Genomic DNA, 23,571 nt, shown 5'->3' with positions numbered 1-23,571 from the left:
GGGTCAACCTGTCCAAGTACTTGTGCAAACTCTGCACCGGGAACCCTGCCACTCGTACCCGTCCGAGTTCCTTCACCCCAGACTCCATGCTGGTACCAATCATCTCCAGATGCTCGATCAAGGGCCGAGCCCCCTCAAAAAACGCCTCATAGAACCGCTGATCTGGCGACTGCACCAGCACGATCGCATCGGGATACTGCTCTTTCACCTCCAGATATTGCCGCATATCACTCGGCATCCGCGATCGCTCATCCTCCGGTTCCTGCTGCACTTCGGGCTCCGCCTGGGCTTGGAGCTGGGCCTTAGCCGCTTCTGCGAACCCCTGCTGCACAATGTTCTTAGAGAAAATCTGAGCAAAGGCGCGATCCGGCAACCGCGACTCCCCACCCCGTAGACTCTGCACCGCCGTCTCCTTAAACTCGATATGCCCCTCGCCCCGCACCCAAAACACCATCTCCGAGTCGATGAACATATCGCCGTTCTGAGTCAGGTAATGGGTCAGGTACAGCTCATCCCCCTGGCGCTCCACCACCAGCGGGATGAATGGCTCATTCTCAATGCGCAGGTAAAAGTCTTGGGAGGCCATCACGTCTTGCTCAATCCCAGCATTCCTCAAAAAGCGCAGAATCCGCTTCTCTAGCTGGCCCATCGGGGGCAGATTGGGTACCGCTGGGGACACTGGAGCTTCAGCCACAGGTCTTTCTACAGCTGGTTCTGGCTTGGGTTGACTGGCGATCGAAGGCGCAACCGGCTGAGAAACAACTGGGGGCTTAACCGCTTCCAACTCCACCTTCTCCAGCGTTGGCAACGACACCCCCATCAACTGCCGCGCCACCTCCTTAAACTCAAACGCCGCCAGAGTGTAGTTTCGCTGGTGCATCACCACTCCCAGCACCCGCTCTAGCCGCTCTGGAGGAATGACCACTTCCATGCGATCGGCCACCGAGTAAAAGTCCGACCCCGCCGCCGCAATCAAGTCTTCATCCAGGTAGTACCGACCACCCGACTCCTTTGATTTCGGCGCTTGCAGAATAAACCCCTCCCCCGCCTGCTGCGGCTTCAACAACAGCAACTCATCGAGGGTCTTCACTGTCCCCTGCCGGTTGGTCAGATTGGTCAGGAACCGAAATACCTGCTGCGGCTCCCTAAAGGCCACCGGCTCCTTGGTTAGCTCCGACTCAATATCAAATCCCTTGGGCATGATCAGCCCCTGGCACACTTCGCCCCGGTAGTCGGTGTAGTTCACCAACTTGCCGTTGGAGTATTTCTCAAAGGCCTTAATCAGGTTGCCAGTGAAGATCTGTCGGTTAACCCGCCCCGCCTCCTGTTGCATGTCGAACAGGGAATAAACGCTATTGCCAAACCAGTCCTCGGCCTTTACCGTGGCATCGATCGCACCCGCCCGCCCGGTGTTGAACTTGGAGAAGGGCACCGTAATTTGCCGAGCGGAATCGGCGACGAGAATTCTGAGCTTCCAGCGATTCGGTGCGGCTGGACTCCCGGATCGCTTTTTGGCATCGGCCCCCGCGACCACTCCATAGAGAATGGTTTTGCTGGCAGGCGTTACTAACCGCAGCGGTGTGCCTGGCACGAAAGTTTCCAGCACGCCTGAGACATGCATGAACTGCTGCTCAATGCGGTCATTAAGTTTCTCAATCGCCTTACTGTCTTGCTTTTGAGCGATCGCCGCCTGCCGATACTGGGCTGTTTCTGCCTCTAACTGGGTAATTGTCGCCGCTACCTGCTGGCTTGCCTGTGCGGCTACAGCCTCCGGGTCGTGATCTTCCAACGACCTCACCTCTGCCAACCCCACTGACTCCCGCACCCCATTGATCGCTTGAAGCTGGGTCAGCGGCTTGCTCTCACTCTTCGCCTCCACTATCTCCAGATACACCGGCCCCGTGAACTCGCTGGCGGTCTCACTGTCATCCGCCATCACCTCCATCCGCGCCAAGGGCCGAGCGTCCAAATCCAGCTGATCCGCCTCCAGAATGTTCTCCCCCATTGCCCGCGCCTGATCCACCAAGTCGCAGTACTCCGACTCAATCAGGCTGTAGACGGCTTCTTGTTCGGCAATGGGCAGCAGTGGAATCCGTCCGGTCACCCTCTTGATTAGGGCAATATCTGAGGCATCGTTTTCGGCCTTGGCAGCAGGAAAATCTAGCTTGGCGTTGAGTTCGGGGTCATCCGCCAACAGCTCCGTCACCACCTGCTCCCCGTAGGGATTCATAAAATCCACCACAGTATTGAGCGAGATATCGGTCTCCCGTGCCGCCGTGGTGTTGGCATTGAGACTCGCCATCTTGCGACAGAGAATCGCCCCCGGTCGCTTTTCCGCTGGCAAATCCCCCATCAACAGCGTGTAGGCGGGCAACGCCACCTGCCCGGTACGATGCACCCGGCCCAGCATCTGCATAAACACGTTGATGTCCCGCTCCGCCTGGGCCACAATCATGTGTCGAGGCCGCTGGTCAGCAAACTTCTCCGAGGCGTGCAGCGAAATCCCTGTGGAGCCCGAACAGTTAAGCAGAATGACGTCCGCATCCCCGGCGTTGAACCGGGCTACCGCATCGATCCTGCCCTTAGCGGTGGTTTCCTCCCCCAGCCGCACCTTGTAGGCCATGGTGCCATCGGCCCCATACTCGATGCCCGCCGTCCGCCCAGTGACTTCGGTAACCCGGTAGCCAGAGCGCTCCAACTGCTGCTCGATGTAGTCAATCGGGCTGATGGGAATGCCACTGAAGTCACTCTCGCGAATACAGTCCAGGGCTTCCTCGTAAGCCAAAACCGCATCGCCGCCTAGCTGCTCATCGCTGAGTCGCAGCCGGGTGGAGTGGCCCCGGTAGTCTGTCACCACCACGTCCCTAGATCGCTCCAGATACCGCTCCAGCAGATCCCCAAAGGAGAGGCTCATGGCGTCCCCAGGGCTCAAATCTTGGGACTCCGCATAGGCCTCAATGAAGCTGCCCATGGTATTGGCTACTGTAATCACGGGCTTCTCACCCCGGTTCAGGGCTGCAATCGCCTCCTCCACCGTTGCATCTGCCTTTTGAGCCAACAGCCCCTGCTCAATGCAGTTATGCATTAGCGAGGTGAAGTTGGTACTCCGGGCTCCCACCTCGCCAATTGCCCCATCCTCACCTAACGCTTTAGCCTCCGCCTTCGCCTCATTACTGATCGCTTTCACCGCCTTCTGCTTGGCCCGGTCAAAGTCCTTAATCGCCCGCATCGCTGCTGAGAAGTCGTCCGCTACCTCTCGGTCAACGGGGACAGTTTTCGCCTGGAACGAAATTCCCTCATAGGAGCGCTCCCGCCTGAGCATCTGCCCGGAGGCGACAAACTTGCTAGCCACAATCTGCTGGAGCGGTACACCCCCACGGGTGAGAATATTCTCCAGCGCTGTCATGCTGCTCACCCCCAACCGTAGATCGGTGCGCCGGGCATAGAGATCCATCACATCCGCTCGTTTGGCGTAGGTTGCCGACGAGTAGAACACCCCTGAGGACAGGTCGATCAGCTCCCGCACAAAGTCGGCCCGGTTGGGTGGCCCGGCTTCTTTCCATCCGCCCTTGCTGCCCCCGGCCTGGTGGGCTTCGTCAAGGATTAAGATGGCGTTTGGAGCCATGCGTCTGAGGAAGGTGCGCCGCAGCGGTTCCTTCTTCCCCACCGTCTGAAGCTGGCTGTAGGTGGTAAACACCGCACTGTAGCGGCCCAGATTGCCCCGCTGGATCATCGCCTGCATTTCCGCCTGCTGCTTCGCCGTCCCAGCGGTCTTCAACGCCGCGCCATTAGCCAGCGGAATCTCGGTGCCGCTGTCAGTAATAAACGGTGTAAACCGCCGCATCCCAATGTCGCCCACATCCCGCATCATGTCGGCATAAAGGGGTTTGTCCTTGGTGATGAACAGGGCGATCTTCCCCTGCTGCTGGGCGTAGCGCATAATGCTGGCGCAGATGCGGCCTTTGCCAATGCCGGTCTGGTCGCCGGTAATAAAGCCCGCCCCCCGCTCGATATTGCTGATCGCCAGGGCCGAGGCATCCACCTGCTCAGCGCTAAAGTACTGGTGCAGTTCATCCACAGAGCCATAGCCCAGTCGGGTGGCCAAGTACTCATCAATATCGCCCTGCTGCTGCTCGAATCGCTCCAGCGCCTGCTGCGCCGCACTGGCCATGTTGAAGGGAATCAAGGTCTGAGTCGAAAAGCCCTTGCTTTTGGGCACATAGGCCACCTGACGAGGCTGGACATTATACGTGTCTGCCGACGGTGCCACAGCCTCGCCGGTTGAAAGAGGAGTATTCATGGTGATTTCCGAGTGAGGTTCTACAGGCTCAGTTCGGCCAGCCACGTCTCTAGCGTCGTCTCGTCGTGTAGGCTGATCCAATCCAGATAGTCCGGATAGCTGGGGGTTACGGGCGTTACCGGAAAGATCCCCCCGTAATAGCCGAGTCGTTCCTGAAACCGCCAGTTGCTCAGAATCAGGGTCACCGCCCACTGTTGCCGCCAATACTCCAGGGCGAAGTCCATGTCGTCGTCCGGCTCCAGTATCGGAATCTCCTGAGCCCAGTCCAATTCGCTGAGGGTGGTGGCCAGCAGTTGTTGCGTCTCGATCTGGGAGGTTTCTAAGACGGAGTCCTGAATCATTCTGTCCAGCCGAGTTTGCATCAGCTGCAGGTAAGTCGATTTGCTCATCTGTTCCAGTTGGGGTGGCACCTTGACGATGAATAGTAGCCCCAGGCCCTCCAGTGTCCAAAGGTTGGGAAAGCTGGGGTACCGACAGCTCATGAACGGGTACGTCCAAGGGGATACGGGCCGGGTGGATAGGTTCATGGGGAAGTAGCTCCTTTAATTCAGTAAACGATTTGTAGATGGCAGGTACTTCAGCGGCAGGCAGGGGGCGGTCTGATTTACCCCGCCCCTCAATCACAATCACGTCGATGGGAAACCCAGCGCCCTGCTTACGGTATAGGTCACCCCAGATCGAGACATGCTGGGTGACCCGGTAATTGGCATAAAGCAGGTAGTAGAAGGCCCGGCTCTCACGGCTGTTGTAGCGCTCTGAGCGTAATTCGTCTTCACGGCCTTGCTTGCCTCCTAGAATCAGTACTGCTCGACCGTCATCCCTCATCACCGTCAGCGCTTTCAGAGCGATCACCTGATCGATTTGCGTCGTCCAGGTATCGGCCATGGGAAATCGACGGGTGTGGCGCTGCTCGTCTTTGACCACCCCAAAGGGTGGATTGCAGATGACCACATCCACCTGGCTTTTAAGCTTGTATGTCAGGGCATCGGCCTGGGTCAGTTGGCGAAAGCCTCGGGTTTGGAGTTCAGCCCAGCGATCTGGATTCAATTCATTGGCAGTTACCAGATCTGGATTTGCCCCGATCAGCAGCGCTCCATTCCCCGCTGTTGGCTCATAAACCGTTTTTTCAGCATCAATACCACCCAAAACCGAGGCTAGGTAGGCGATCGGAATCGGTGTACTGTAGGCCTGTTGCAGCACTGAGGTGGATGACCGCACGCTCAAATTGGGCTGTCGCTGGAGCAGTTCCACCAGGCGGTCATAGGCTGCGTGAGTCGTGGCTGAGTTCTCCACCACTTGCCTACCCGCCCGCACCACTGCTGCTTCAACGGATTCATCCACCGTCTTGGCCAGCGCTGTCCCCGGCTGCACAGGCTCCCCAAGAACAGCCGCCGCAAACCGCCGAGCTTCGACGATGGAGCCAAAGCCCTGACCCGATAGGAAGTAGGACGCATAGGCCTCAGCCAGCTGAGGATGGCCCATGGTGATGGTCTCCGGGAATGGATGGTCGAGGTAGATGCCGGAGAATCCCTGATTGCGGTGATGACTTAGCCCAGCTCCATCTGGGCCTTGGGCTGACGCTGGGCCTGCTGTTTCACGAGATGCATCCGCTGCTCTAAACGCTCAAAGTGGAGCAAATCCTGCTGGTTGAGCTGTGAGACGACGTTGCTGTGGTGGCGTTCAAACACCACCCCTCGCCCCCATTTATCGGTAATACGCAGTAGGTCATCGGTGCCCACTTCGAGCTTGAACTGGCCCCCCTCCTTGTTCCAGGTATTGGCGTAAACATGACTCTGGAGAAAGTTCCGCACGGTATGTTCTACCCTGCGGGTGCGAGCCGTATAGACGGCTTCCACGTCCAGCTTGCCCTGGGGCATGGCAGCCCGGTTGTGGCGCAATTGGCTCAACTCCTGCCGTTGAAAATCGCTGACCCGCTCGGCTACCGATACCACCTCAATGCTCCTACCCAGCCCGACGGATTTCGTTACCCGCACCTGCATCAGCTCCCCCTGCTGATCTCGCAGGCTGTAATCGCCAGCGGATTTACGGCTGAGGTTGTAGTCCCCGATCTGGTAGAGGTTTTCTCCGGTGCGTTCGTGCCCCCGCTGAAATAGCTCCACCACTGCCCGCGCCATCTGTTGGTTGCGCCGGTTTTCCAGGTGTTGGCTCAGCCACTGGGTGACGCGAACATCGAGGGTTGGTCGTTGCAAGTTCTCTGTCGTCGCCTTCAGCAACATCTTGGTTGAGCTATCCTTCAACCGCGCCACCTCCCGGTCTAGTACGGACAAAGCTGAAGGCGGCGAACCATTGCGGGATAGTTCTGGCGGAGCCACCTCTGCTGCTACCGCTGGGGAGAGCCGAGTCTCCAGCTCTAAAAATGCGGCCCGATCAGTGTCCTGCAATTGATTGGACACTACTGCCCCGTCGCGAACCACCAAAATTGTCTGGTCAGCCCGACTGATGCTCAGATGTTGACCACTCTGTTTGAGGCGGTAGTAGCCTACGGCTACGGCATCGTAGATAGGTTTCGATTCGTTGAGGGGGTTAATCAGCCGGGCTGCGATCTGAGCCACCGCCTCTGGGTCAACGGTCAGATCTGGCGATGGAGCGTCAGGGGGTTTTCCGTTGTGGCCATTTACGACTGGACTGAGAACAGCAGGCTCAACTTTCTCTGTCGCCTCCCCAACCTGCATCTGGATCTGATTAACAGTTACAGTTCCGTCCCGCTCTTCGCGAAATAGCACCGAGCCACGATCTCGAATCTCAATCGCGGGGACTTTTCCCCGATACGCTTCCAGATCAACGCCTGGGGTGACCGGCTGCTGAATGGCATCGAGAATTATTTTCAAGTTGTTGGGGTTTAGCTCCCGCCGTATCGTGCCATCGGCCAGTTGCCCGTAAACCACCCTCTGCCCCAGCTGAATCCGCAGGTCATCTTGCCCCGCGTGGGGGAACGGCGGTGACGGCTTTAAGGTCATCGCCAGCCGCTGACTCACTTGAGTTAGGGCCATCACCAACTGCACCTCATCTTCTTGAATGGCCTGAGCTTCCTGGGGACTAATCACAAAGGGATTCATGCCACCCTCCCCTGCACCAGCGCAAGACCACCCAGGCGGTCAACCACCACCTCACCGCCAATTTGGAAAAAGGCCAACTGGTCATCCATGCGGTATTCCACGCAACCGGGCTGGTAGTCGGGCAAACAGTCTCTGGAAAAAATCAATTCTCCGTTTACCGCCCGGAGGTAAGGCAGGTCGTCAAACAACACCTCCACCACCTCAGGCACATAGCCAGGAGGTAACGGTGGTAAGGCTTTTGCTTCGGCCAGTGCAGGTAGTTGCTCTGGGTGCTGGCTTAAATACGAAGTAGCTCTTGAGGAAAGTCCCCAAGTTGTTACCGTGTGGTTCATCGTAATGCCTCATCGAATTCGTCTTCGGTAATGTCAGAACTGGCAGATAGCCCTGATAGCGGCTGCCCGTCACCCAGGGGTAGAGGAAACAAGCACTCGGCGATTTCCTTGCGCTTTTGGTTCTCGTCATCTAAATCTGTTAGGGTCTGCTGCTGTTGGCAGCGAGCGATCAACTTCTGCTGCACCGTGCTGTGCCACAGGGCTTCACTCCTGGCTTGAATCGCCTGCTCTTTTTTGGGAATTTTCACCCGCACCCGCAATGGCACGGACGCCTCGCCGCCGCCCCGGTAGGCCGGGTTGATAAACACGCACTCCCCCTGATCCAGCTTGAGGATCTGATCCGCCGTCATCAACGGCACTCGCTGGCACTGCTCCGAACGGCTATTGCTGCCATAGTGGCCCTGACTGCGGGAGCGGGTGTAAATCCGCACATCTTTCTCACCCAGATAGCCCGAGAACTCTTGAGCGGTCTCGCGGTCTTTGGGATTAAAGAACACCTTGGTGCCACAGGCGGCAAACAACGCTCTGGAGAGATCGCGCCCATAGATGTGCTGGAGCTGAGCAAAGTTCTGATAACCTAGCAGCGCCACAAACCCGTAGGATCGAAACTCGTTGATCCACTTGGGGAGATCCGGCAGGTAGAGGGTTGGCAACTCATCGAGGGCGATCACCAGCGGTTCAGATCGAGGTCGCGCAAAGTTGCGGGTGACGATCAGGTGGAGGATGGCCGCTAGCAAGGGGCTGACAGCATCGCGTTTCTGGATATCCACCTGCAAGAACAAAATGCGCTTGCCGGTCATATCGAGCGGGATGGTGGTCTTGCCGCAGAAGCTGGAGACCAACTGCTTGCCGGTAAACGTTTTGAAGGTGCGCTGGGCGGTGGCGACAATCCCGGCAATTTGCTTATCGGCTTCCTCGGAGGCAATCAGCTGGTTAAAGCTCTCCATCGTCCAGGGCGGAATCCATCCCGACTCTCCGGCCTGTCGGATACGTCCCGGCAGGTTGGAAAGATTCAAGATTTTGTTCGCCATAAGGAGATCAGGGTAGGGGGTGCGCTTGGCCAGCAGCATCACCGCTTCCACCAGGTTGGTACCGGCGCTGTTGAAGAAGTCGTTATCCCGATAGCCACCGTCCCGCTGGGTGTTCTTTTGCAACACTGCCGCGAGCTGCGACGCCATCAGGGCATCGGTTTCGTCTTCCAGAAAATCGAGCGGGTTACAAATGCCGGTGTAGGGCTGCCCCGGAGCAAAGACATCGACTTGATAGCCCTGACTCGCCGCCCAGGCAGCATGGGCAGCGAGTTGACTGCCCTTAAAATCGTAGACCACGATGGGGAATCCCTGGGCGATCGCCGAGCGAATCGCCGGATCAATAATGCTGTAGGTCTTCCCCGAGTCTGGGGCTCCCGCCACCACGATGCTCTGCTGGGCCTGAGGGATATCGAGATCGCCTGCTTTGAGTGGTACCTTGGCTGGATGCCGCTGCTTCTGCTGCTTGCGCCCCAGAGCCTTCGCCCGTCGTCGTTCGGCGTTACCTGCAAAGCGCCCGGTCGCTAGATTGTTCTTGTTGGTGCTGTTGCCAAACAGACTCATCCCCACCCACAGCACCACCAGGCCGAGCAGCAGAGTACCCATGCCGGAGTCCAGGAAGGGTTGGGCCGTATCCCGTAGGATGCTGAGATCCAGAGGGCGTTGGGGTTGAGAGGATGTCGTCATGATCCTGCCAGGGTGTCGATTTGCTGAATCTCGTAGACTTCACCGTTGAAGACCAGGGTGTATTGCTGAAAGCCTTCAGCGCCTAACTGGTTCACCACCAGTCGAGGCAAACCATGCTCTACGGTGGTTGTCGACTCAATTAGGCTCCGGCCTGGCGGTACGTGGGGATTGAGATAGGTGGCCAGCACCCGCTGAAAGCCAGTGTCCTGAGGGATATAGCCAAAGAACGCACAGCCAATCGCTCCACAGAGTGGCTGCGTCTCGCTGCCCTCCACTCGCGAATCCACCAGGTACAGTGGCTGGCGCTGGCCTGCAACCTCCACCTTCCATATCTGCATCTGTCCTGGATCGACTGGGAAAGTAGGGCTGAGGTTGTCTTGCATTATCTGACTGAGCAAAGGCAGGGGAGCCACCTCTTGAGCTAAGCGCCAGCCCATCTGAGATGGTCGAGGCCAGAGCCAAATAGCCAGAGCCACAAGCATCACCAGGCAGACCAGAAGGGGTTTAAAGCGCAAAACTCGTCTCATCCCTGGCCACCTCCTTGAGCCATACAGCCTTTAGCCTGGGCATAGGCCTGACTCAACGAAGCTGTTTGCGGATTGAGAAATACCTGTCCTTGAATGTCAGCCACTGTGCCTTCGACCGGCACTCCTGGGCCTCCAAAATAGTGCTGGCCAATGCGTTCAACCAAAGCGGTATCGGATAATCCTTCCCTTTGGGCCTGTTCAGCAATAGCCTGCAAGGATTCCTTCACCAGATGGGTTTGAGTCGATGAGGGCAAGAAGCGCTCCACCTCATCAGCGTTAACCTCAGCCCCAGACTCAACTCGCTTGAGAAACTCCTGGCCCCCTGGTTGGGATGCAATCATGGCCTGCACCTCCGGCTGATAGCTTATTAATGGGTACTGGCCTAACCGACGACCGCAGTGACCTTGGGTATCGCAACCATAGGGGCCAATGGCGGTGGGATAGCGGCTGAGGGTGGCGATCGCGGTTGAGAGTGACCCCAGGTCAAGCCCACCATTGCTAGGCTCACAGGGCTGTAAACTGCTCAGATCAGCTGCTTGTGGTTGCGCTCCCTGAGAAGCTGTCTGTCCCAAGGCTCCAGGAGATGCCGATACCACGGGCAGACTCGACGACGCCTGACCCCCACTTCCACCATCCACAGCGCCTATCAGCATAAAGTCAGTTTCCCGATAGGTCATAAACGGCACCGGGCCAATGAAGTAGGGCGTACAACCCAGATCCGGGGTCAAGAAGCCCCCCCGCTGACACATACGGAAAAACAGGGCGGTGCTGACCGTGCCAGAGGATTCATCCACATCCCACAGGGCCACCTTGAACGCATCGCCAAAGGGATGCCGTCCGGTAGGCTCCTGACCCCCATTCACAAACGATAGAAACCCCTCACCCCCCGGCACTTGCTGCACCTGCCCCGAAATCCACTGCTTGCCGTGCAATCCTGGAGTACCTGCAAACTCCACATGGGCGCAGGACTCCTCACAGGGCACCTGAAATCCAGCTTGCTTGCTGCCTGAAATCGTTGTCTGCCGCTGGGTTTCAGCCTGGCCGTAGACCATATCGATTTGACCAATCGCCCCAGCCCCAGAAAGCGGATTGGGCATCTGATCCAACGGCACTGACGCCAGTCCTGGCACCCCGCCGATGGTGCTGTTGCCCCAGTCGCGAAAGTTTTGCAAGGAGATGCCAGTGAGGCCGGGAATATCAGTCAGGGCGAACGAATTGAGCTGACTACCCAGTTGCCCCAGGCTTAGTTGACCCAGGTCTGGAAACTCTGCTACCAGGTTAGAAAGGGTCAGGTCATTCCCGTTAAGTCCCTGGAGACTCGACACCGGCAGTGCCTCAGAAATGAGGGCTTCCAGAGGCGGCACCTGCTCCAACCGCAGGTTGCCTAACCCCGGAATTGCCGAGACCAGATCTTCAACCCGCTGCCAGCCCACCATCTCTAAAGCGCTCAGGGCCACCTGGCTCAGATCGATTTGACCCATCTGAGCCAGTGTTTGGAGATTAAATAACTGGGGGTAAAGACTGGTCTGAAAATCGCCCAGCTTCAGCACCTCAGCTACCGATTGCCCTGCCTGCCAGATTCGAGACGGGTCGTAGCCTAGGCTGCTAACCAGATCACCGGGAATCTCAATGGCCCCGCCAGAGAGTAGCGGCGGTAGGTTAGCAAAGGTCAGTTGTGACCAGTCAGGGACTCGCTCATACTGTTTATCCCACTGCACGGGCACCGTAGGAATCCAGGGCTCTGTCGCCGCTTGAGGCGCTGGCTCAAACCAGACCAAACCTGCTGTGAGCAGGCCCAGAGTCACCAGTCCCAGTCGTTGAAGGTGTCGTCGAAATCGTTTATTCATGGGTTATCTCCCTTGGGTGATTCCAGAATCAGGTCGGCCAAACTCCGCCAGTCGCACCACCAGCGCTTCGGATACTCCAGCGGTTTGCGCGGCTTCCCTCAAAGGTCGGCCCTGCCTAAGTTGCTCTAGCAGAGCTTGAATGCGTTCCCAGAGTGGATCTCCAGTGGCCACCAGATTGCGACGTTGAGCTTCGAGCAGCCCTCGCTCGACCCACCTCATACCAGCAGGGCTAGCGATCTGTGTTGTCAAAATGGCGCTGACATAAGGTGACGGAGCCTCGGGTTGAATCGCCAGGATGCTATAGGCGGGTGCGCCGGAATTCGGAAAGGCCAGTTGAAAGGTATAGAGGTCGCGATCGGTTACAACCGTCAGCGTGGTCGTCGCTGTGGCAGGTAACCCCGGAAAAGCCAGGGGCTGAATCCGCCGCAGATGGATCACTGTTGCAGCGCAGTCTCCTGGTGCCGCTATTAATGCGCAGCGAGTGTCGTCAAAATCCAGCGTCACCTGAGAGGGATCATCCAACCAAGCCCGGCGGACAACCGCTCCCACCGGGCGAAAATTGAGCGTGACCCCGTGACCCGGATGAAGTTCAACTGTGACCGGGGCATGATCGCCCCGAGCCTCCCGATTGGAAATGGTACGGGTTGCCTGTGCCCAGACTGGGCCGGAGACCACCGCCAAAGCTAGGGATAGGGCTAAAGTTTTCCAGTATGGAATCATTGATCTGCCCTCAAATCGGCATCTGCATCGATTGGTTGACGAATACCTGCACAGGCCGCCCGGCCTCGATGTAGGCAATGCGGGGGCGCTGCTCCAACTCCTCAATCGCCCGCTGGTTGCGCTCAGTAATGGTGTCGAGGATGGCATCAGTGCCTCCCTCCAATACCCCGGCCAACACATTCGGAGCCGGATTTTCGGTGGTCACGACAGTAGACCCACTACCGGTTTCAACCCGAGTATTGGGCTGGGTGTAAAGTTCGCTGGCACGGCGGATGGAACCTAAGGCAAATTGTCCGGCATCCATCGCCGCAATACCGGGACCAATATCGTCATGGGCTTCGGCCTGGAGAGGCATTCCCCCCTGCCCTCGAATCTGGATCACCCCTTGGGGCAGCATCAGTTCACGGGCCTGGCCCTGGTCGTTCCAGATCGCCTGGGTAGCGGAGAGCTGTACCAGGCCATTGTCAGAAACGGTGTCTACTTGCACGACCAATTCGCCCCCAGCGGGAATTGCCACCTGGCCCTGGCTATCGACCAACGGTTCTGAAAGCACGACCAGCAGATTGTTGCCCTCAGCGGTGCTATCGAGGATGACCGGTGTAGTCAGAGAACCCCTGGATTGCGTCCCTGCAACGAGGGAGGCGGGCACTGCCGATGGCTGGAGGATTCGGGCCTCATCGGCGGTCAGGATATCCGGGTAGGACACCTCTACAGCTTCAGAAGCAGTGATGGGAAACTCGTCTAGGCCATCTGTCCCCTGTATTTCGGAAGGCTCAGCCGTTGAAAATTCTGGCATTTCCTCTACTGCTGTAGATTCTGGCGGACTGACGGGAGCCGGTGCCGGAGGGAGGGTAGTGGCATAAGCAAATTGCGCTTGAGCTACAGTCTCAGGCACCGAGCCAGGTTCAGTCGTCCCTTCCTCTTCAGGCAGCGGCAAACTCCCATAGCTACCGACCTGAGCCAACTGCTGCCAGCGCTCTACCGGATTAACTGCTGGGGCTGCTGCTGGGGTTGGGGCCGCAGGAACTGCTGACGGGCGAGAGACGACAGGGGTCGTTGTCGCCGCTGGTTGCAGGCGAGGTGTTGGAGCTGGATAACTGACGGCTGGCGAAGCCGGTCTTGCTGAGATGGTGGGTGGAGGCGTTGATGCGACAGGTTGAGAAGTTGGTCTGGATGGCGCTGCCACCGACGCGGGTGGTGAAGGTGTTGGTGTCGTAGTCGGACGAGGCGGTGCGCCTGAGGTTGTCGTTTGTACCACCCCCTGATCTTCCAACGCCATCTGAGCTTTCAGTGCGGCAATCTCTGCTCTAGCCTGCTCCAGTTCAGCTTCTACCGTCTGGGGTTGGGCTTCTGTTTGATTAGCTTCTGGTGTAGTTGCCGCCGTATCGGGTGCATCGCCCTGACGACTACCCGCGATGAAAACGCCCGCCAGGGCAAAGACCGGCACCAGGGCCGAACCAATCAAGACCAGCTTGGGTACCGGCAGCTTCCAGAAGGGACGCTCAGACTGCACGGGCTCTGTGAAAGCCTCTTCAGCCACCAACGGTTCCGCGAGATCCGGTGCGCCCATCATCTCGCGCAGCGTGTCCAGGTTAGGTTCTGGGAGGGAACTCATCGGCTTACATCCTCCGGTTGAATGGGTCGAATCGCTTCAATCTGCACTCCACTTTCCAGCAGGCGATAGGCCACCGTCTGGTACTCCGAGGCATCTGGAATCAGGGGTTTACTGGTAGGTTCAACCGCTCGTACCGTGATGCGGCGGTTAAAGGTCAGGGTTGTCCCAGCCGGGTTGCTGGCTTCAAACACCACTCGGGTGGCCACCAAATCCACCTGCCAGCGGCCCTCGCCAATCGCCTGGGGTGGTGAGATGTGCTGGGGAATCAAAACCGCTGAGACCTGTCCGTCGAAGACCCCCTCGGGAATCACGTCAGTAGCCAGAGATTGCAGAAAGGCATCGCGGAAATCAGGGGCCAGGAGAAACGAGGCTTCCCAGGCAGCTTTTGAAACCCGATCGCGCCCCGCGACCTGAACCCCTTCCTCGACGGCTTTCTCGCCTTCACCCGGCAGCTTGCCCCAGGTGAAAGTCATCACCGCCCAGGTCGAGATCACCTGGCGGATCACCTCCGGTTCCCGGTGGCGGTAGTCGGCAGGGCGGACGGAGAAGGCACGACCATCCACCTGCTGCACCAGGGTGGGCGGCTTCTGGTTGGCCAACCGCGACACTGAGACTGCGAGCCAGAGTAGAGCCAACGCGAAGATCAGTACCCCGACCGACAACCCGGCAAAGGCCAGGGGCAAGATGTCGCTGGAATGGATACGGGGCCGTTTCACCTTACGGCTAAGTTCAAGCAGTTCCATCACTTACCTCGGAATGGGAATTGCAGAGGTGCCGACTGCAATCAGTCGGGTCACCCCACCGGAAACACCGCGAAAGACTGCCATCCCGGCACCCCCAGCAATCGCCAGGGCGAGCACCGGGGCCAGGATGCTAATCAGCAGCAGAAATCCAAAGTCGCTGGAGGTCTGGGCATCAGCCGCAACCACTACCGTTGCAGCTAGCCCGACAATGACGTTGTAGGAAAACTTGGCCATTCCCAGGCTGAAAAAGCCCACCAGCCATGACCACAGCGGGCGGCCCTGGAGCGGCACAACGGAACCTGCGACCGCAATCGGGCCAATTAGCCCGGTCAGCAGCATCGCCATCTCCAGCAAATTGGCAAAGGCCCATTGCCAACCCTTGAGAAACTGCTCCGCCAGCGCTTGGCTGCTGGTTTGCAGGACGGTTCCGACCAGGATGTCAGCTAGGGGATTGCCCCCAACAGGTGCTTCGCCAGACTGGTAGACCTGCTCAACCTGTTGGCTAATCTGCTGAACTCGACCCCAGAGCCGTTGCAGTCCCGCACTCCAAAACCCTCGGGAGCGGTACTCCTGCTCTAGCCGTTGCTGGGCGCGTTCCCCCGCCCGAATGAAGCAGTCCACCTGGGCCTGCCCGGTTTGGGCATCGCAGGCGGCGTACTCCCGCTGGATGACGGCTTTAGCCTGCTGGGACAAGATGACATCGTTAAGGGCTTCGAGCATCGATACCTCACCCACCTGCACCTGAAGCACCGTCTGGGTTTGGGCGTTGATCAGGTTGCGGATGCCGAGGGTGGCAGAACCCAGCAGGGCTCCATTGTTAAAGAGCAGTACGGCAATGGTCAGCACCCAGAGCACGTTGGGCAAGGCAGGAAAGATGCCTCGTTCAATCGCTTCTTTCACCCAGCCCACGGCAAAGAACAGGAAAGCACCGACCAAGATGATGGAGGCAAACTGGTTGATGCCGAGGTACAGCCCACTTGATGAAGCGAAGATGTCTTCCCAGCGGGCATCCCAGGCCTGCTGCACCGCTTCGAGCTGCTGCACGCTGTCGTCGATGATGCCAACCCCGCCTGTGACTTGGGCCAGGGGGAGGATGCTTGATGGTAGAAGAGTGTTGAGCATGGCTCGTTAGTTTCCAGAAGAACTGGTACCCAGGGCACCGGGGATGTAGATCGGAGCCTGAGCAGAGCCCGAGATCGAAATCTGTCGCTCCACCCGTTCACGGCGGTTAGTCTCGTCGATGCCTTCACTGGTGTTGGCGGCGAGTTGGGTGAGCATCCCCTGGAGCTGATGGAGCTGCGTCAGTGTCGTGTTGTTTTCGGCGGTGAGCTGGGTTTGCTCGTGAAGCAGGGCTGCCACGGACGCTTGAATCTGGGCATTTTGCTTCATCACGTCCTGGGTGACGTTCATGCCCTGGGCCGCTTCGGCCATGGATTGCACCTGTTGGGTGCGGGCCTGACTGTCTTCGAGCAGAGCTGACGTTTGCTCGGCTTGGGTCGAGAGTCGAGTCTGGCCCTGGTCACCCAGCCAAGGCGAGGCCATTGAGCGGGCCACCTCCTGGTCGTAGCGGTTGGCCAGCTCGCGCTGTTGAGTGGTGGGGTCAGTACCGAGGATGCTTTGAATCGGTACCACCTCGTCCATTCGTACTCGGGTCGGGTCGGGCAGGTTACTACCTAAGGCCGTCTTCAGCGCTTCCCACTGGTCGCCCAAAACATTCTGAAGTGTCTCTTCAGCTAAGGCCGTCGTCTCTTCGATTTGGGCCAGGATGTCTTCTAAAGGATTGGACAGGTTTTCTATTGCCCAGTCTTGCCACTGCTGGCCCCAGCCACCGGGCTGGAGAGAGGCACGAGCGGTGCCGATGCCGAGTAAACCGAGGCTTAGGCTGGTGCCAAGGATAAGGCGATAGCGGATGCGTTGGCGTTGAGTCGTCATGATGACCTCCGAGGAGTTGCAGATTGCGGTTGATGGCCATTGGGAGTTAAGTCAGCCGCTGAATGGATCAGCTCAAATTGAGGAGTACTCGCTGCGATGGTGTCGAGGGACTGTCCACTGCGCAGCGCCTGAACGTAGGCTTTGGCAAAGGCGGCATACCCGGCAAACTTGTTGGGGTGTTGGGCCAGCACCCGCTGGCGGGCGCGTTGTTCTTTGGGATTGTTAGCCACCGCCCCCAGCAGTTCGGGAGATGGATAGTGGGCGCAGGGGGTGAGCCTGGCATCGGCATCGAGCAGCCAGTGGGAACAGAGCCGACCGGGGCTGATGCGGAAGGATTCTTCGGTGTTGGGTCGCAAGAGGCTGGGGTCGTAGCCAAACAGTCGCTGGTAGGAGGGCAAGGCGTTGGGCTGAATGGCTCCCACTAAGCGGGTGTTGAGGTTTTGCAGGATCTGTGACCCGGCGACGGATTGGGCGATGGTGTCGGGGTCTTGGCCAATGATCAGGGGGCGAATTCCCGATTTGGCTCCGTTGGCGCAGACCTGGCCAATGATCTGGGCGATGCCGTTGTATTTGAACAGAATCGGGCTCTCATCAATAGCCAGCAGGGAGTCGGAGACTTCCAGTGCTCGGCGGAAGGCCATCGATTGAGCCGAAAGGGCCAGCACCGCCGCTTCTATGTTGTCGCCGACGTTGCGCAGGGCAAAGACGGTGAGCCGGGCATCAGTGCGAATGGTGGAAGGTTGGGAGATGGCTTTGCCCACCCGGCTGGAGAGCCAGCCCCGCAGCTCCAGCAGGATGGTGGCGACGGCTTCATTGAGTAGAGCGGATTCCACTTCTAGATCGAGATGAACCACCGTCTCTACAAAGTCTGCCAGGGTCGGCATTTGCTGCCAGGCAGAACTTCCAAAGCCATCCTCAAAGGCGGCATTATAGCGGGCCAGAATCTGGGGAGTCTCAAAAAAGGTGGACAGCGCTTGCCAAAGCACCGTGTGGACGCGCTTACCCAGTTGGTTATCGGTCTCGGTGCCCATCACCATAGTGTCGAGGGCTTTGACCAGAAATTCTTTGTAGTCGTCTAGGCGTTCTTGTCGCTGGTTATCGGGTAGGCCTTTTAGATCAGGGATCTGGAAGAGGTTATTGCTCTCAGAGCCGATGTCGAAGTAGGCTCCCTGGTCGCCAAAGAACTTCACCAAGTCAGTGTAGGTGGTGGTGCCGTCGGGCTTGGGATAGTCCAGCGAGATGACGTTCATGCCGTTGGCGATCGCCCATACAAAAATCTCCGCCGCCAGCACCGACTTACCGCTACGGGTCTCGCCAAACACCAGCATGCCCCGGTGCTGGTTGACGAAGTCCAGATAGACCGGCATCTGACCGTCGCGGGTGATCAGCTCGATACCCCGCTTGTCGATGGTGCGGGGGCAAGCTACCGGCATCAGCCCAGGGGCTTCATTGGTCAGGTACATCTGCCTGCGGCCATCGTCGATCAGGCGATCGCCCACAATCGGCAGCGATCTAAGCCACAACTGCCAAGCGATCTCGGTCTCGCGAATAAAGTCGCCCTGGTGGAAGGCGTTGGTGAGCTTCTGGCAGGCCTCGGCCAGCGCCTCGGGACTATCTCGGTGCAACAGCACCAGGCCACTGACCCAGATCGGCAGGGCTCCTTCATAAATCCGCTCCTGGGCCTCGACCCCCTGCTTCATCCGCATTTGAGAGGCCACATCCACATCCCGCAGCAGGTTGGCGCGGAACGTAGCGGTGACGCTCTGTTTGGTCAGCCGTTGCAGGGTGACGCGGGTCATCATCCGATCTGCGGCAGCGAGTTCGCAGACACATTCGCAGTCGGGGAATTGAGCTAGGGCTTGCCACAGGTAGTAGAGCTGGTGCTCGGGAGTGGTGAACCCGGCAGGTTTGGATTCCAGCACCACAGCCCCAACGAATTTGCCTTTCACCTGCACCCATTGACGGTCGGCTTTCGGATGGCTGGGTTGTCCGTTCTCCCCGCGAATCAGGCGAGACGTGGCGTGCAACGGATCGTGGATGATTTCGCTGAGCTTAGGGCTACCGTCTTCATCGCTCAGCTCTAGGCATTGTGGAACTTCAGGCGCAGAGGTGGAGTTGAACTGAGTCCAGAGGTAATGCCATAGATCCTCGGTTCCCATGGGAGTGACCTGGAGACCCATACGGGCATTGAGCTGCTGTTCCCAATGCAGGTAGCCATCGGTAAAACCCTGAGTCAGAAGCTGCACGTAGGACTGCTGCTGGTTTTGCTCCTTCAATCCCTTGAACGTGTCGTACTGAGCCACCACCCAGGCCAATAGTTTTTCAACGTGGTCGGCGCTTTGCTCTTGCCCCGACCCAAGGGGGTAGGTGGCAAAGAGATAAAGCTGTTTGGGCTGGCGTTGTTTCTCGGTGTTGAGGTCGCGAGTGGCGCGTTGTTGCGCCAGCAAAAGGAATTGGCTTTCCAACGTATGGGTGGTCTGAATAAGGGTTTCGAGGGATTGTTGGCGATCGCGGTCATCGGCAAACGATCGCCAGTGAATCCGCAGCCGGTCTCCAGGTCGAAACCCCTTCAACCCATCTTCGAGTCGTTTCAACGTCGGTTCCGTCTGCCCTGGTTGCAGTTGGGTGTGAATGCCTCGACTACGAAAGCCAAACACCAGGCTGTATTGCCGCTGGTGCTTGAGCAGATAGGCTCCGACATTGCGGCCCCGCAGGTTTAGGCGGCAGAGGCATTCCAGGTGCGATTCATCTTCAAACGGGCGAAAGCGGTAGCGTTGCGTTCCAAGCCTTGGTTTACTCATGGTGGTGGGGTAAATGACGCTGGTAGGGCACATGGCCCCGTTTCCAGTCGGGCACGGGCACAAACTTGTGGGTAAAGAGCCAGGTCTTTTCGCCGACCACCACCCACCAGGTGGAAATCCCCCAGGTGCTGAGCAGTAGAAATAGGACAAAACCCAGTCCAAGTATGACTTCAATCAGAATGTAGAAGCCGACAAAGATGCCGCCCGAGGGGGCGAGCAGGTTAGCCGGAATGGGGCCGAGGGACGGTTGACGGCCCAGGCTCGGGTTAACCGGGCAGTACAGGCGCGAGTCGTCGCTCATCTCAGGCACCGAAGAACAAGCGACTCAGACCTTCGACAATGACGACGGCGGCAATGATGATGAAGGCGTTTTGCAGCAGCGGTTGCCACTGTTCGCCCCGTTGCGCCTGGTAGACAGCAAAGAACACAAAGCCAACAGCTGACACCCACACCACCAGGCGCAGGATTCCGAACATAAAGCTGATGATGTCGCCATCCAGGTACTGCCCAAAGATGTTCTGAGCCTCACCTTCGACGGTGTCGAAGAGCTGGGCCATGGCCGGATTGGCGTGGCTGGTGATGCCGATGAATAGCAAGATTCCGGCGGCTAGGCCCAACAGCGTCCATCCGCTGAGGCCACGAAATTTGAAATGGGCGAGCTGATCTCCAGCTTTAGAAAGTGCCTTACAGTTGCGCTGAAATAGAGGCCGTAGATGCCTCAGGCGGTTAGATACCAGATTCATATCTCCTACTCCAAGTGATGAGGACGTAGGTAGATCGCTCCCTGAACAGATTGAGTAGGACGATTTTCAGCTATGGGCGGCAGATCGTTGGTCTCGCCACCCGCAGGTCAAGCACGGAACTTTATCAGGAACTCAAGATTGACGACTCAATCTTCGCTGAACTTTCACGTTGAAAGTGTTAAGAGCCATACTGGAGTATGAATCTCAGAAAGTAAAGTAGGTTTTAGATTTTGTTTACAAATGAATGATTGCCATGGCTAAAGAGAGCTAACAATGTCAAAAAAAGCCTAAAGTCTCCTAAAGCCAATGCTTTACAGCTTTTGAAGGCATATGAATGTGTCGGCTAAGATACAGCTATCTACGTTGAGACTCAGGGTTGGTTGCTAAGCAGAGTATGAGTTTACCGGTCAAAAACATGTGAAGCGGAGGAAGCCTTCTACCGATCCACCTCAGATTTCTGTAAAGCTCTGACATTCCGACGTTTCGTTCGTCCCAAGGGGAGGCTAGGATAGCGTCAGTTGGTCTCACCTTTGTCACTCCTATGGTCAAGTCCTCTGCGCCCCAAGACAAATCACCGTCAGAATCTTCGGAAGTAGGATGTCGTCCTACGTTGTACATGACGGCGGAACTGATGGAGGCGATTGAGGCGCAATGTGCGGTGGAAGGCAATCGAAAACGGTCTCCCTTCATAGCCGAAATCCTGGAACTGTTGCTTACCAGTGAGGCAGGAGAAATTCTGCGAGAGAGTGCCCAAAAGCACCGCCGCCCTCTGGTTCATGAATTGGAGGCTAACTTGATTCTGTTCAACGAACATATCCCAACAGAGCGGATTATGGAGTTGGCGGCGGCGAGCCAGCGCAATCCTGATCAAATGCTAGTGCGCCTGGTGCTGCTGGGCTTACGGATTTATGAACGAGCGATAGCGCTGATGGAAGCAGATATTGAAGGCCGCCCGAATTGAGTTGATAAACCTCGCTACAGGTTTACCTTTTCTTCCGGATTTAGCGCAGCAACTCCGTACAAATGGCTTACTGGTGATATTTGCTACTCAAAAAACCGAGTAGTGTCGTGAAGCTCTGTTCGCCCCCAGACAGTCGCGATTCACATCACCAAGCCATCGTTATTTTCAGGATTGCTGGGCTGGCATGAAGAGGTTCTTGAATCGACGCTTTGGGGGCAAGGCATTGGGAGGCGTTCCCGATCTCGTTGCCGTTGTTCTGAGTGGGGCGGTAGCGGGGTAGAGGCATCATGGCTCGATTTATGACGCGCCGCTATGTTGCGGTGACCTGGGCCGAGGCACTTCGTCTGGCTGCGTTGGATCAGACGCCCAGGTCAGAGATTCGGCAGGCTGAGGAGGTGCAACTCTTGCACCGGGAAGAGTGGTGGGCCTGGTGGTCGGATGAGCAGTTGACGACGGCGATTGGGTTGCCGGAATCGCTGTGCCCAGAGACCCTGTCCCCGGATGCAGTGTCGCTGATTTCTGAGGTGTGGGAGAGCTTTTCGCCTGCGCCCCGATGTGGATGGGAAACCTTAGCGCGAGTCAAAGCGGTGCTGAGGCGAGCGAATTGGTCGCATCCCCAGGGCAGCGTGCCTGACCGCCGAGCTGTTACTGAATTGCTGATCGTGAAATTCACGGACGACTCAGAGGGGGTATTACAATGCTGGCGCAGGGCACTCGGAGAGGGCTATGAGTGCCATATCGAACGGCTTCAATCAGATGATTGATCGGCTTATGTTAGCCAGATACCGATCCTGAGAGCTAAAGCAACAGCGGGGCGTATCCTCCTCATCGCTGGATTTGCGTCAGCCCAAACTGTCGTCTGAGCAAAAACTCCATTAGCCTGGGCGGCAACAGCTGCTTGAGCAACGGCAACCACCCGCTCTTTTTCCCCAACCGAATCGTCCTCGGCGGCTGCGGTCTCATTACTGCCGCGACGAGCTGCTCCGCAAACGCGTCTGCTGGTGTGGCCTGCGCCTGAGACAGCCCCGCCCTGGCCCGAATCTTGGCCTCCAGCGGTGCGTACCACGACTCCGGCGAGAGCACTCCCGCCAATCCCTCTTCAGCAACGTGGCCAAAGTTCGACTGAATCGCGCCCGGCTGCACCGTGATCACCTGAATGCCAAAGGGGGCTAGCTCCATCCGCAGCGCCTCAGACAGACTGTGCAACGCCGCCTTCGACGCACAGTAAGCGCCCGCAAAGGGCGTTGTCACCACGCCAGAAATGCTGCCGATGTTGACGATGACGCCGGATCGCTGCCGCTTCATCACCGGGGCCACCTGCTGCACCAGTTCGAGGGGAGCCAATACATTGGTGTAAAACTGGGCCTGGAGTTGCACTGGGCTGAGATCCATCAGCGGGCCAAACTGCCCAAAGCCCGCATTGTTGACCAGCAGATCAATGCGACCTTCCTGGGCCAGAACGGCTGCTATAACTTGCTGGATGCCCACTGAGTCCGTCACGTCCAGGGGTAAGGTCATGACGGTGTAAGCCTTCAGGGCATCTATGGTCTCTAACCGCCTGGCCGTTGCGACCACTCGACAGCCCCGCCGATGAAATGCCTGGCAGAGAGCTTTGCCGATGCCTGACGAACAGCCGGTGATAAGGACGACAGGTGATGTCATAGCTGGCCAAAGACAGTAACAGCAAAATACGTCATTGACAGTTTAATTTGCAAGTGTCTATCATGGGTCTATGAGCATGTTGCAACAGATTGCCCAGCAACAGCCCGAGATGGTCTTAGATCGCTTCGTTGAGGTGACCAACGACCTGTTACCCCAGTTTTTGCCCGACCAGAGTTCTGGAAATCGTGGGCAAGAGCCGGTGAACCCTCGGCTGGTGCGTTACTACACCACTCAGGGATGGTTGGATAAGCCCCTCAAGCAGGGGCGTGAAGCCCGGTACACCTACCGGCACCTACTGCAATTGCTGGTGCTGCGCCGTCTGCTGGCAGAAGGTTACAGCGCTAGCTCCATCGGTAGCTTGATTGGCGGACAGGCTGACACAGCGCTGAAAGACATTCTGCAAGGCGGCGTGCAGCTGACGGTGGAGGCGGCAAACCCAGCGCTGGCGTTTTTGTCTCAAATTCGCGATGGGCAAGGCCCGGCCAAAGGCCAACGCAGGGAATCCTCTTCATCAGACCAATCGCCTAAACGATCCGCCAGTCCAGCTTTTCAGGCTCCCTTGGCGGCACCGGCCCCCAATGCCCCACCAGCATCTC

The 23,571-nt window shown here is 57.8% G+C and carries 18 protein-coding genes; 3 read left to right on the top strand and 15 right to left on the bottom strand.

Annotated features, from left to right (window positions below; genetic code table 11):
• The 14 genes from IQ273_RS13005 to IQ273_RS12940 form a co-directional block, all read right to left on the bottom strand.
• On the bottom strand, positions 1 to 5,782 hold a 5,782-nt coding region (locus IQ273_RS13005), incomplete at its 3' end, for a strawberry notch C-terminal domain-containing protein (RefSeq protein ID WP_228052956.1).
• Positions 5,783 to 5,847: 65 nt separating this feature from the next.
• Positions 5,848 to 7,377: a hypothetical protein gene (locus IQ273_RS13000; protein WP_194023601.1), complete on the bottom strand. Its 1,530-nt coding sequence runs from the start codon at positions 7,375 to 7,377 to the stop codon at positions 5,848 to 5,850.
• Positions 7,374 to 7,709 (bottom strand): hypothetical protein, encoded by a 336-nt coding sequence (locus IQ273_RS12995; protein WP_194023600.1) that lies wholly within the window; start codon positions 7,707 to 7,709, stop codon positions 7,374 to 7,376. Before IQ273_RS12995 ends, IQ273_RS13000 begins: the two co-directional genes overlap by 4 nt.
• Complete coding sequence (locus IQ273_RS12990; protein WP_194023599.1) at positions 7,706 to 9,424, bottom strand: type IV secretory system conjugative DNA transfer family protein; 1,719 nt, start codon at positions 9,422 to 9,424, stop codon at positions 7,706 to 7,708. The genes IQ273_RS12995 and IQ273_RS12990 overlap by 4 nt, the downstream gene beginning before the upstream one ends.
• On the bottom strand, positions 9,421 to 9,951 hold the full coding sequence (locus tag IQ273_RS12985) for a hypothetical protein (RefSeq protein ID WP_194023598.1): 531 nt from the start codon (positions 9,949 to 9,951) through the stop codon (positions 9,421 to 9,423). Before IQ273_RS12985 ends, IQ273_RS12990 begins: the two co-directional genes overlap by 4 nt.
• On the bottom strand, positions 9,948 to 11,798 hold the full coding sequence (locus tag IQ273_RS12980; RefSeq protein ID WP_194023597.1) for a hypothetical protein: 1,851 nt from the start codon (positions 11,796 to 11,798) through the stop codon (positions 9,948 to 9,950). The genes IQ273_RS12985 and IQ273_RS12980 overlap by 4 nt, the downstream gene beginning before the upstream one ends.
• Positions 11,799 to 11,801: 3 nt before the next feature.
• Positions 11,802 to 12,518 carry a hypothetical protein gene (locus tag IQ273_RS12975; protein ID WP_194023596.1) on the bottom strand — a complete coding sequence of 239 codons (717 nt, stop codon included), beginning with the start codon at positions 12,516 to 12,518 and terminating at the stop codon, positions 11,802 to 11,804.
• Positions 12,519 to 12,528: 10 nt separating this feature from the next.
• Positions 12,529 to 14,133: a TrbI/VirB10 family protein gene (locus tag IQ273_RS12970; protein ID WP_194023595.1), complete on the bottom strand. Its 1,605-nt coding sequence runs from the start codon at positions 14,131 to 14,133 to the stop codon at positions 12,529 to 12,531.
• A complete protein-coding gene (locus IQ273_RS12965) occupies positions 14,130 to 14,876 on the bottom strand; it encodes a hypothetical protein (protein ID WP_194023594.1) in 747 nt (248 codons plus the stop codon). The genes IQ273_RS12970 and IQ273_RS12965 overlap by 4 nt, the downstream gene beginning before the upstream one ends.
• Before the next feature lie 3 nt (positions 14,877 to 14,879).
• Positions 14,880 to 15,998, bottom strand: coding sequence for a hypothetical protein (locus IQ273_RS12960; protein WP_194023593.1), 1,119 nt, complete (start codon positions 15,996 to 15,998; stop codon positions 14,880 to 14,882).
• Positions 15,999 to 16,004: 6 nt separating this feature from the next.
• Positions 16,005 to 16,808 (bottom strand): hypothetical protein, encoded by an 804-nt coding sequence (locus IQ273_RS12955; protein WP_194023592.1) that lies wholly within the window; start codon positions 16,806 to 16,808, stop codon positions 16,005 to 16,007.
• Positions 16,805 to 19,609 carry a hypothetical protein gene (locus tag IQ273_RS12950; RefSeq protein WP_194023591.1) on the bottom strand — a complete coding sequence of 935 codons (2,805 nt, stop codon included), beginning with the start codon at positions 19,607 to 19,609 and terminating at the stop codon, positions 16,805 to 16,807. The genes IQ273_RS12955 and IQ273_RS12950 overlap by 4 nt, the downstream gene beginning before the upstream one ends.
• Positions 19,602 to 19,910: a hypothetical protein gene (locus IQ273_RS12945; RefSeq protein ID WP_194023590.1), complete on the bottom strand. Its 309-nt coding sequence runs from the start codon at positions 19,908 to 19,910 to the stop codon at positions 19,602 to 19,604. The genes IQ273_RS12950 and IQ273_RS12945 overlap by 8 nt, the downstream gene beginning before the upstream one ends.
• Position 19,911: 1 nt before the next feature.
• On the bottom strand, positions 19,912 to 20,352 hold the full coding sequence (locus tag IQ273_RS12940) for a hypothetical protein (RefSeq protein WP_194023589.1): 441 nt from the start codon (positions 20,350 to 20,352) through the stop codon (positions 19,912 to 19,914).
• 616 nt (positions 20,353 to 20,968) lie between these two features.
• Here IQ273_RS12940 and IQ273_RS12935 point away from each other — a divergent pair.
• Together IQ273_RS12935 and IQ273_RS12930 are read left to right on the top strand one after the other, a co-directional pair.
• Positions 20,969 to 21,313, top strand: a complete 345-nt coding sequence (locus IQ273_RS12935) for a hypothetical protein (protein WP_228052954.1) — start codon at positions 20,969 to 20,971, stop codon at positions 21,311 to 21,313.
• 287 nt (positions 21,314 to 21,600) lie between these two features.
• On the top strand, positions 21,601 to 22,077 hold the full coding sequence (locus tag IQ273_RS12930) for a hypothetical protein (RefSeq protein WP_194023587.1): 477 nt from the start codon (positions 21,601 to 21,603) through the stop codon (positions 22,075 to 22,077).
• Between the two features lie 61 nt (positions 22,078 to 22,138).
• On the opposite strand, the gene IQ273_RS12925 is transcribed toward IQ273_RS12930, so the two are convergent.
• On the bottom strand, positions 22,139 to 22,975 hold the full coding sequence (locus IQ273_RS12925; protein WP_194023586.1) for an SDR family oxidoreductase: 837 nt from the start codon (positions 22,973 to 22,975) through the stop codon (positions 22,139 to 22,141).
• A gap of 76 nt (positions 22,976 to 23,051) precedes the next feature.
• On the opposite strand from IQ273_RS12925, the gene IQ273_RS12920 reads away from it, so the two are divergent.
• Positions 23,052 to 23,571 (top strand): MerR family transcriptional regulator (locus tag IQ273_RS12920; RefSeq protein WP_228052947.1); only part of this gene is annotated, 520 nt, incomplete at its 3' end.

Origin of the sequence: Nodosilinea sp. LEGE 07298 (assembly GCF_015207265.1) — a bacterium.
In the GTDB taxonomy this organism is placed as follows: Bacteria; Cyanobacteriota; Cyanobacteriia; order Phormidesmidales; family Phormidesmidaceae; genus Nodosilinea.
This window is presented reverse-complemented; position numbering and strand designations above follow the sequence as displayed.

Excerpts from the sequence above, each read along its gene's own strand:
- IQ273_RS12980 (WP_194023597.1), bottom strand. The coding sequence starts at position 11,798 with ATGAATAAACGATTTCGACGACACCTTCAACGACTGGGACTGGTGACT.
- IQ273_RS12970 (WP_194023595.1), bottom strand. The coding sequence starts at position 14,133 with ATGAGTTCCCTCCCAGAACCTAACCTGGACACGCTGCGCGAGATGATG.
- IQ273_RS12995 (WP_194023600.1), bottom strand. The coding sequence starts at position 7,709 with ATGAACCACACGGTAACAACTTGGGGACTTTCCTCAAGAGCTACTTCG.
- IQ273_RS12945 (WP_194023590.1), bottom strand. The coding sequence starts at position 19,910 with ATGAGCGACGACTCGCGCCTGTACTGCCCGGTTAACCCGAGCCTGGGC.
- IQ273_RS12975 (WP_194023596.1), bottom strand. The coding sequence starts at position 12,518 with ATGATTCCATACTGGAAAACTTTAGCCCTATCCCTAGCTTTGGCGGTG.
- IQ273_RS12930 (WP_194023587.1), top strand. The coding sequence starts at position 21,601 with ATGGCTCGATTTATGACGCGCCGCTATGTTGCGGTGACCTGGGCCGAG.
- IQ273_RS12965 (WP_194023594.1), bottom strand. The coding sequence starts at position 14,876 with ATGGAACTGCTTGAACTTAGCCGTAAGGTGAAACGGCCCCGTATCCAT.
- IQ273_RS13000 (WP_194023601.1), bottom strand. The coding sequence starts at position 7,377 with ATGAATCCCTTTGTGATTAGTCCCCAGGAAGCTCAGGCCATTCAAGAA.
- IQ273_RS12955 (WP_194023592.1), bottom strand. The coding sequence starts at position 16,808 with ATGACGACTCAACGCCAACGCATCCGCTATCGCCTTATCCTTGGCACC.
- IQ273_RS12935 (WP_228052954.1), top strand. The coding sequence starts at position 20,969 with ATGACGGCGGAACTGATGGAGGCGATTGAGGCGCAATGTGCGGTGGAA.
- IQ273_RS12940 (WP_194023589.1), bottom strand. The coding sequence starts at position 20,352 with ATGAATCTGGTATCTAACCGCCTGAGGCATCTACGGCCTCTATTTCAG.
- IQ273_RS12925 (WP_194023586.1), bottom strand. The coding sequence starts at position 22,975 with ATGACATCACCTGTCGTCCTTATCACCGGCTGTTCGTCAGGCATCGGC.
- IQ273_RS12960 (WP_194023593.1), bottom strand. The coding sequence starts at position 15,998 with ATGCTCAACACTCTTCTACCATCAAGCATCCTCCCCCTGGCCCAAGTC.
- IQ273_RS12985 (WP_194023598.1), bottom strand. The coding sequence starts at position 9,951 with ATGAGACGAGTTTTGCGCTTTAAACCCCTTCTGGTCTGCCTGGTGATG.
- IQ273_RS12990 (WP_194023599.1), bottom strand. The coding sequence starts at position 9,424 with ATGACGACATCCTCTCAACCCCAACGCCCTCTGGATCTCAGCATCCTA.
- IQ273_RS12950 (WP_194023591.1), bottom strand. The coding sequence starts at position 19,609 with ATGAGTAAACCAAGGCTTGGAACGCAACGCTACCGCTTTCGCCCGTTT.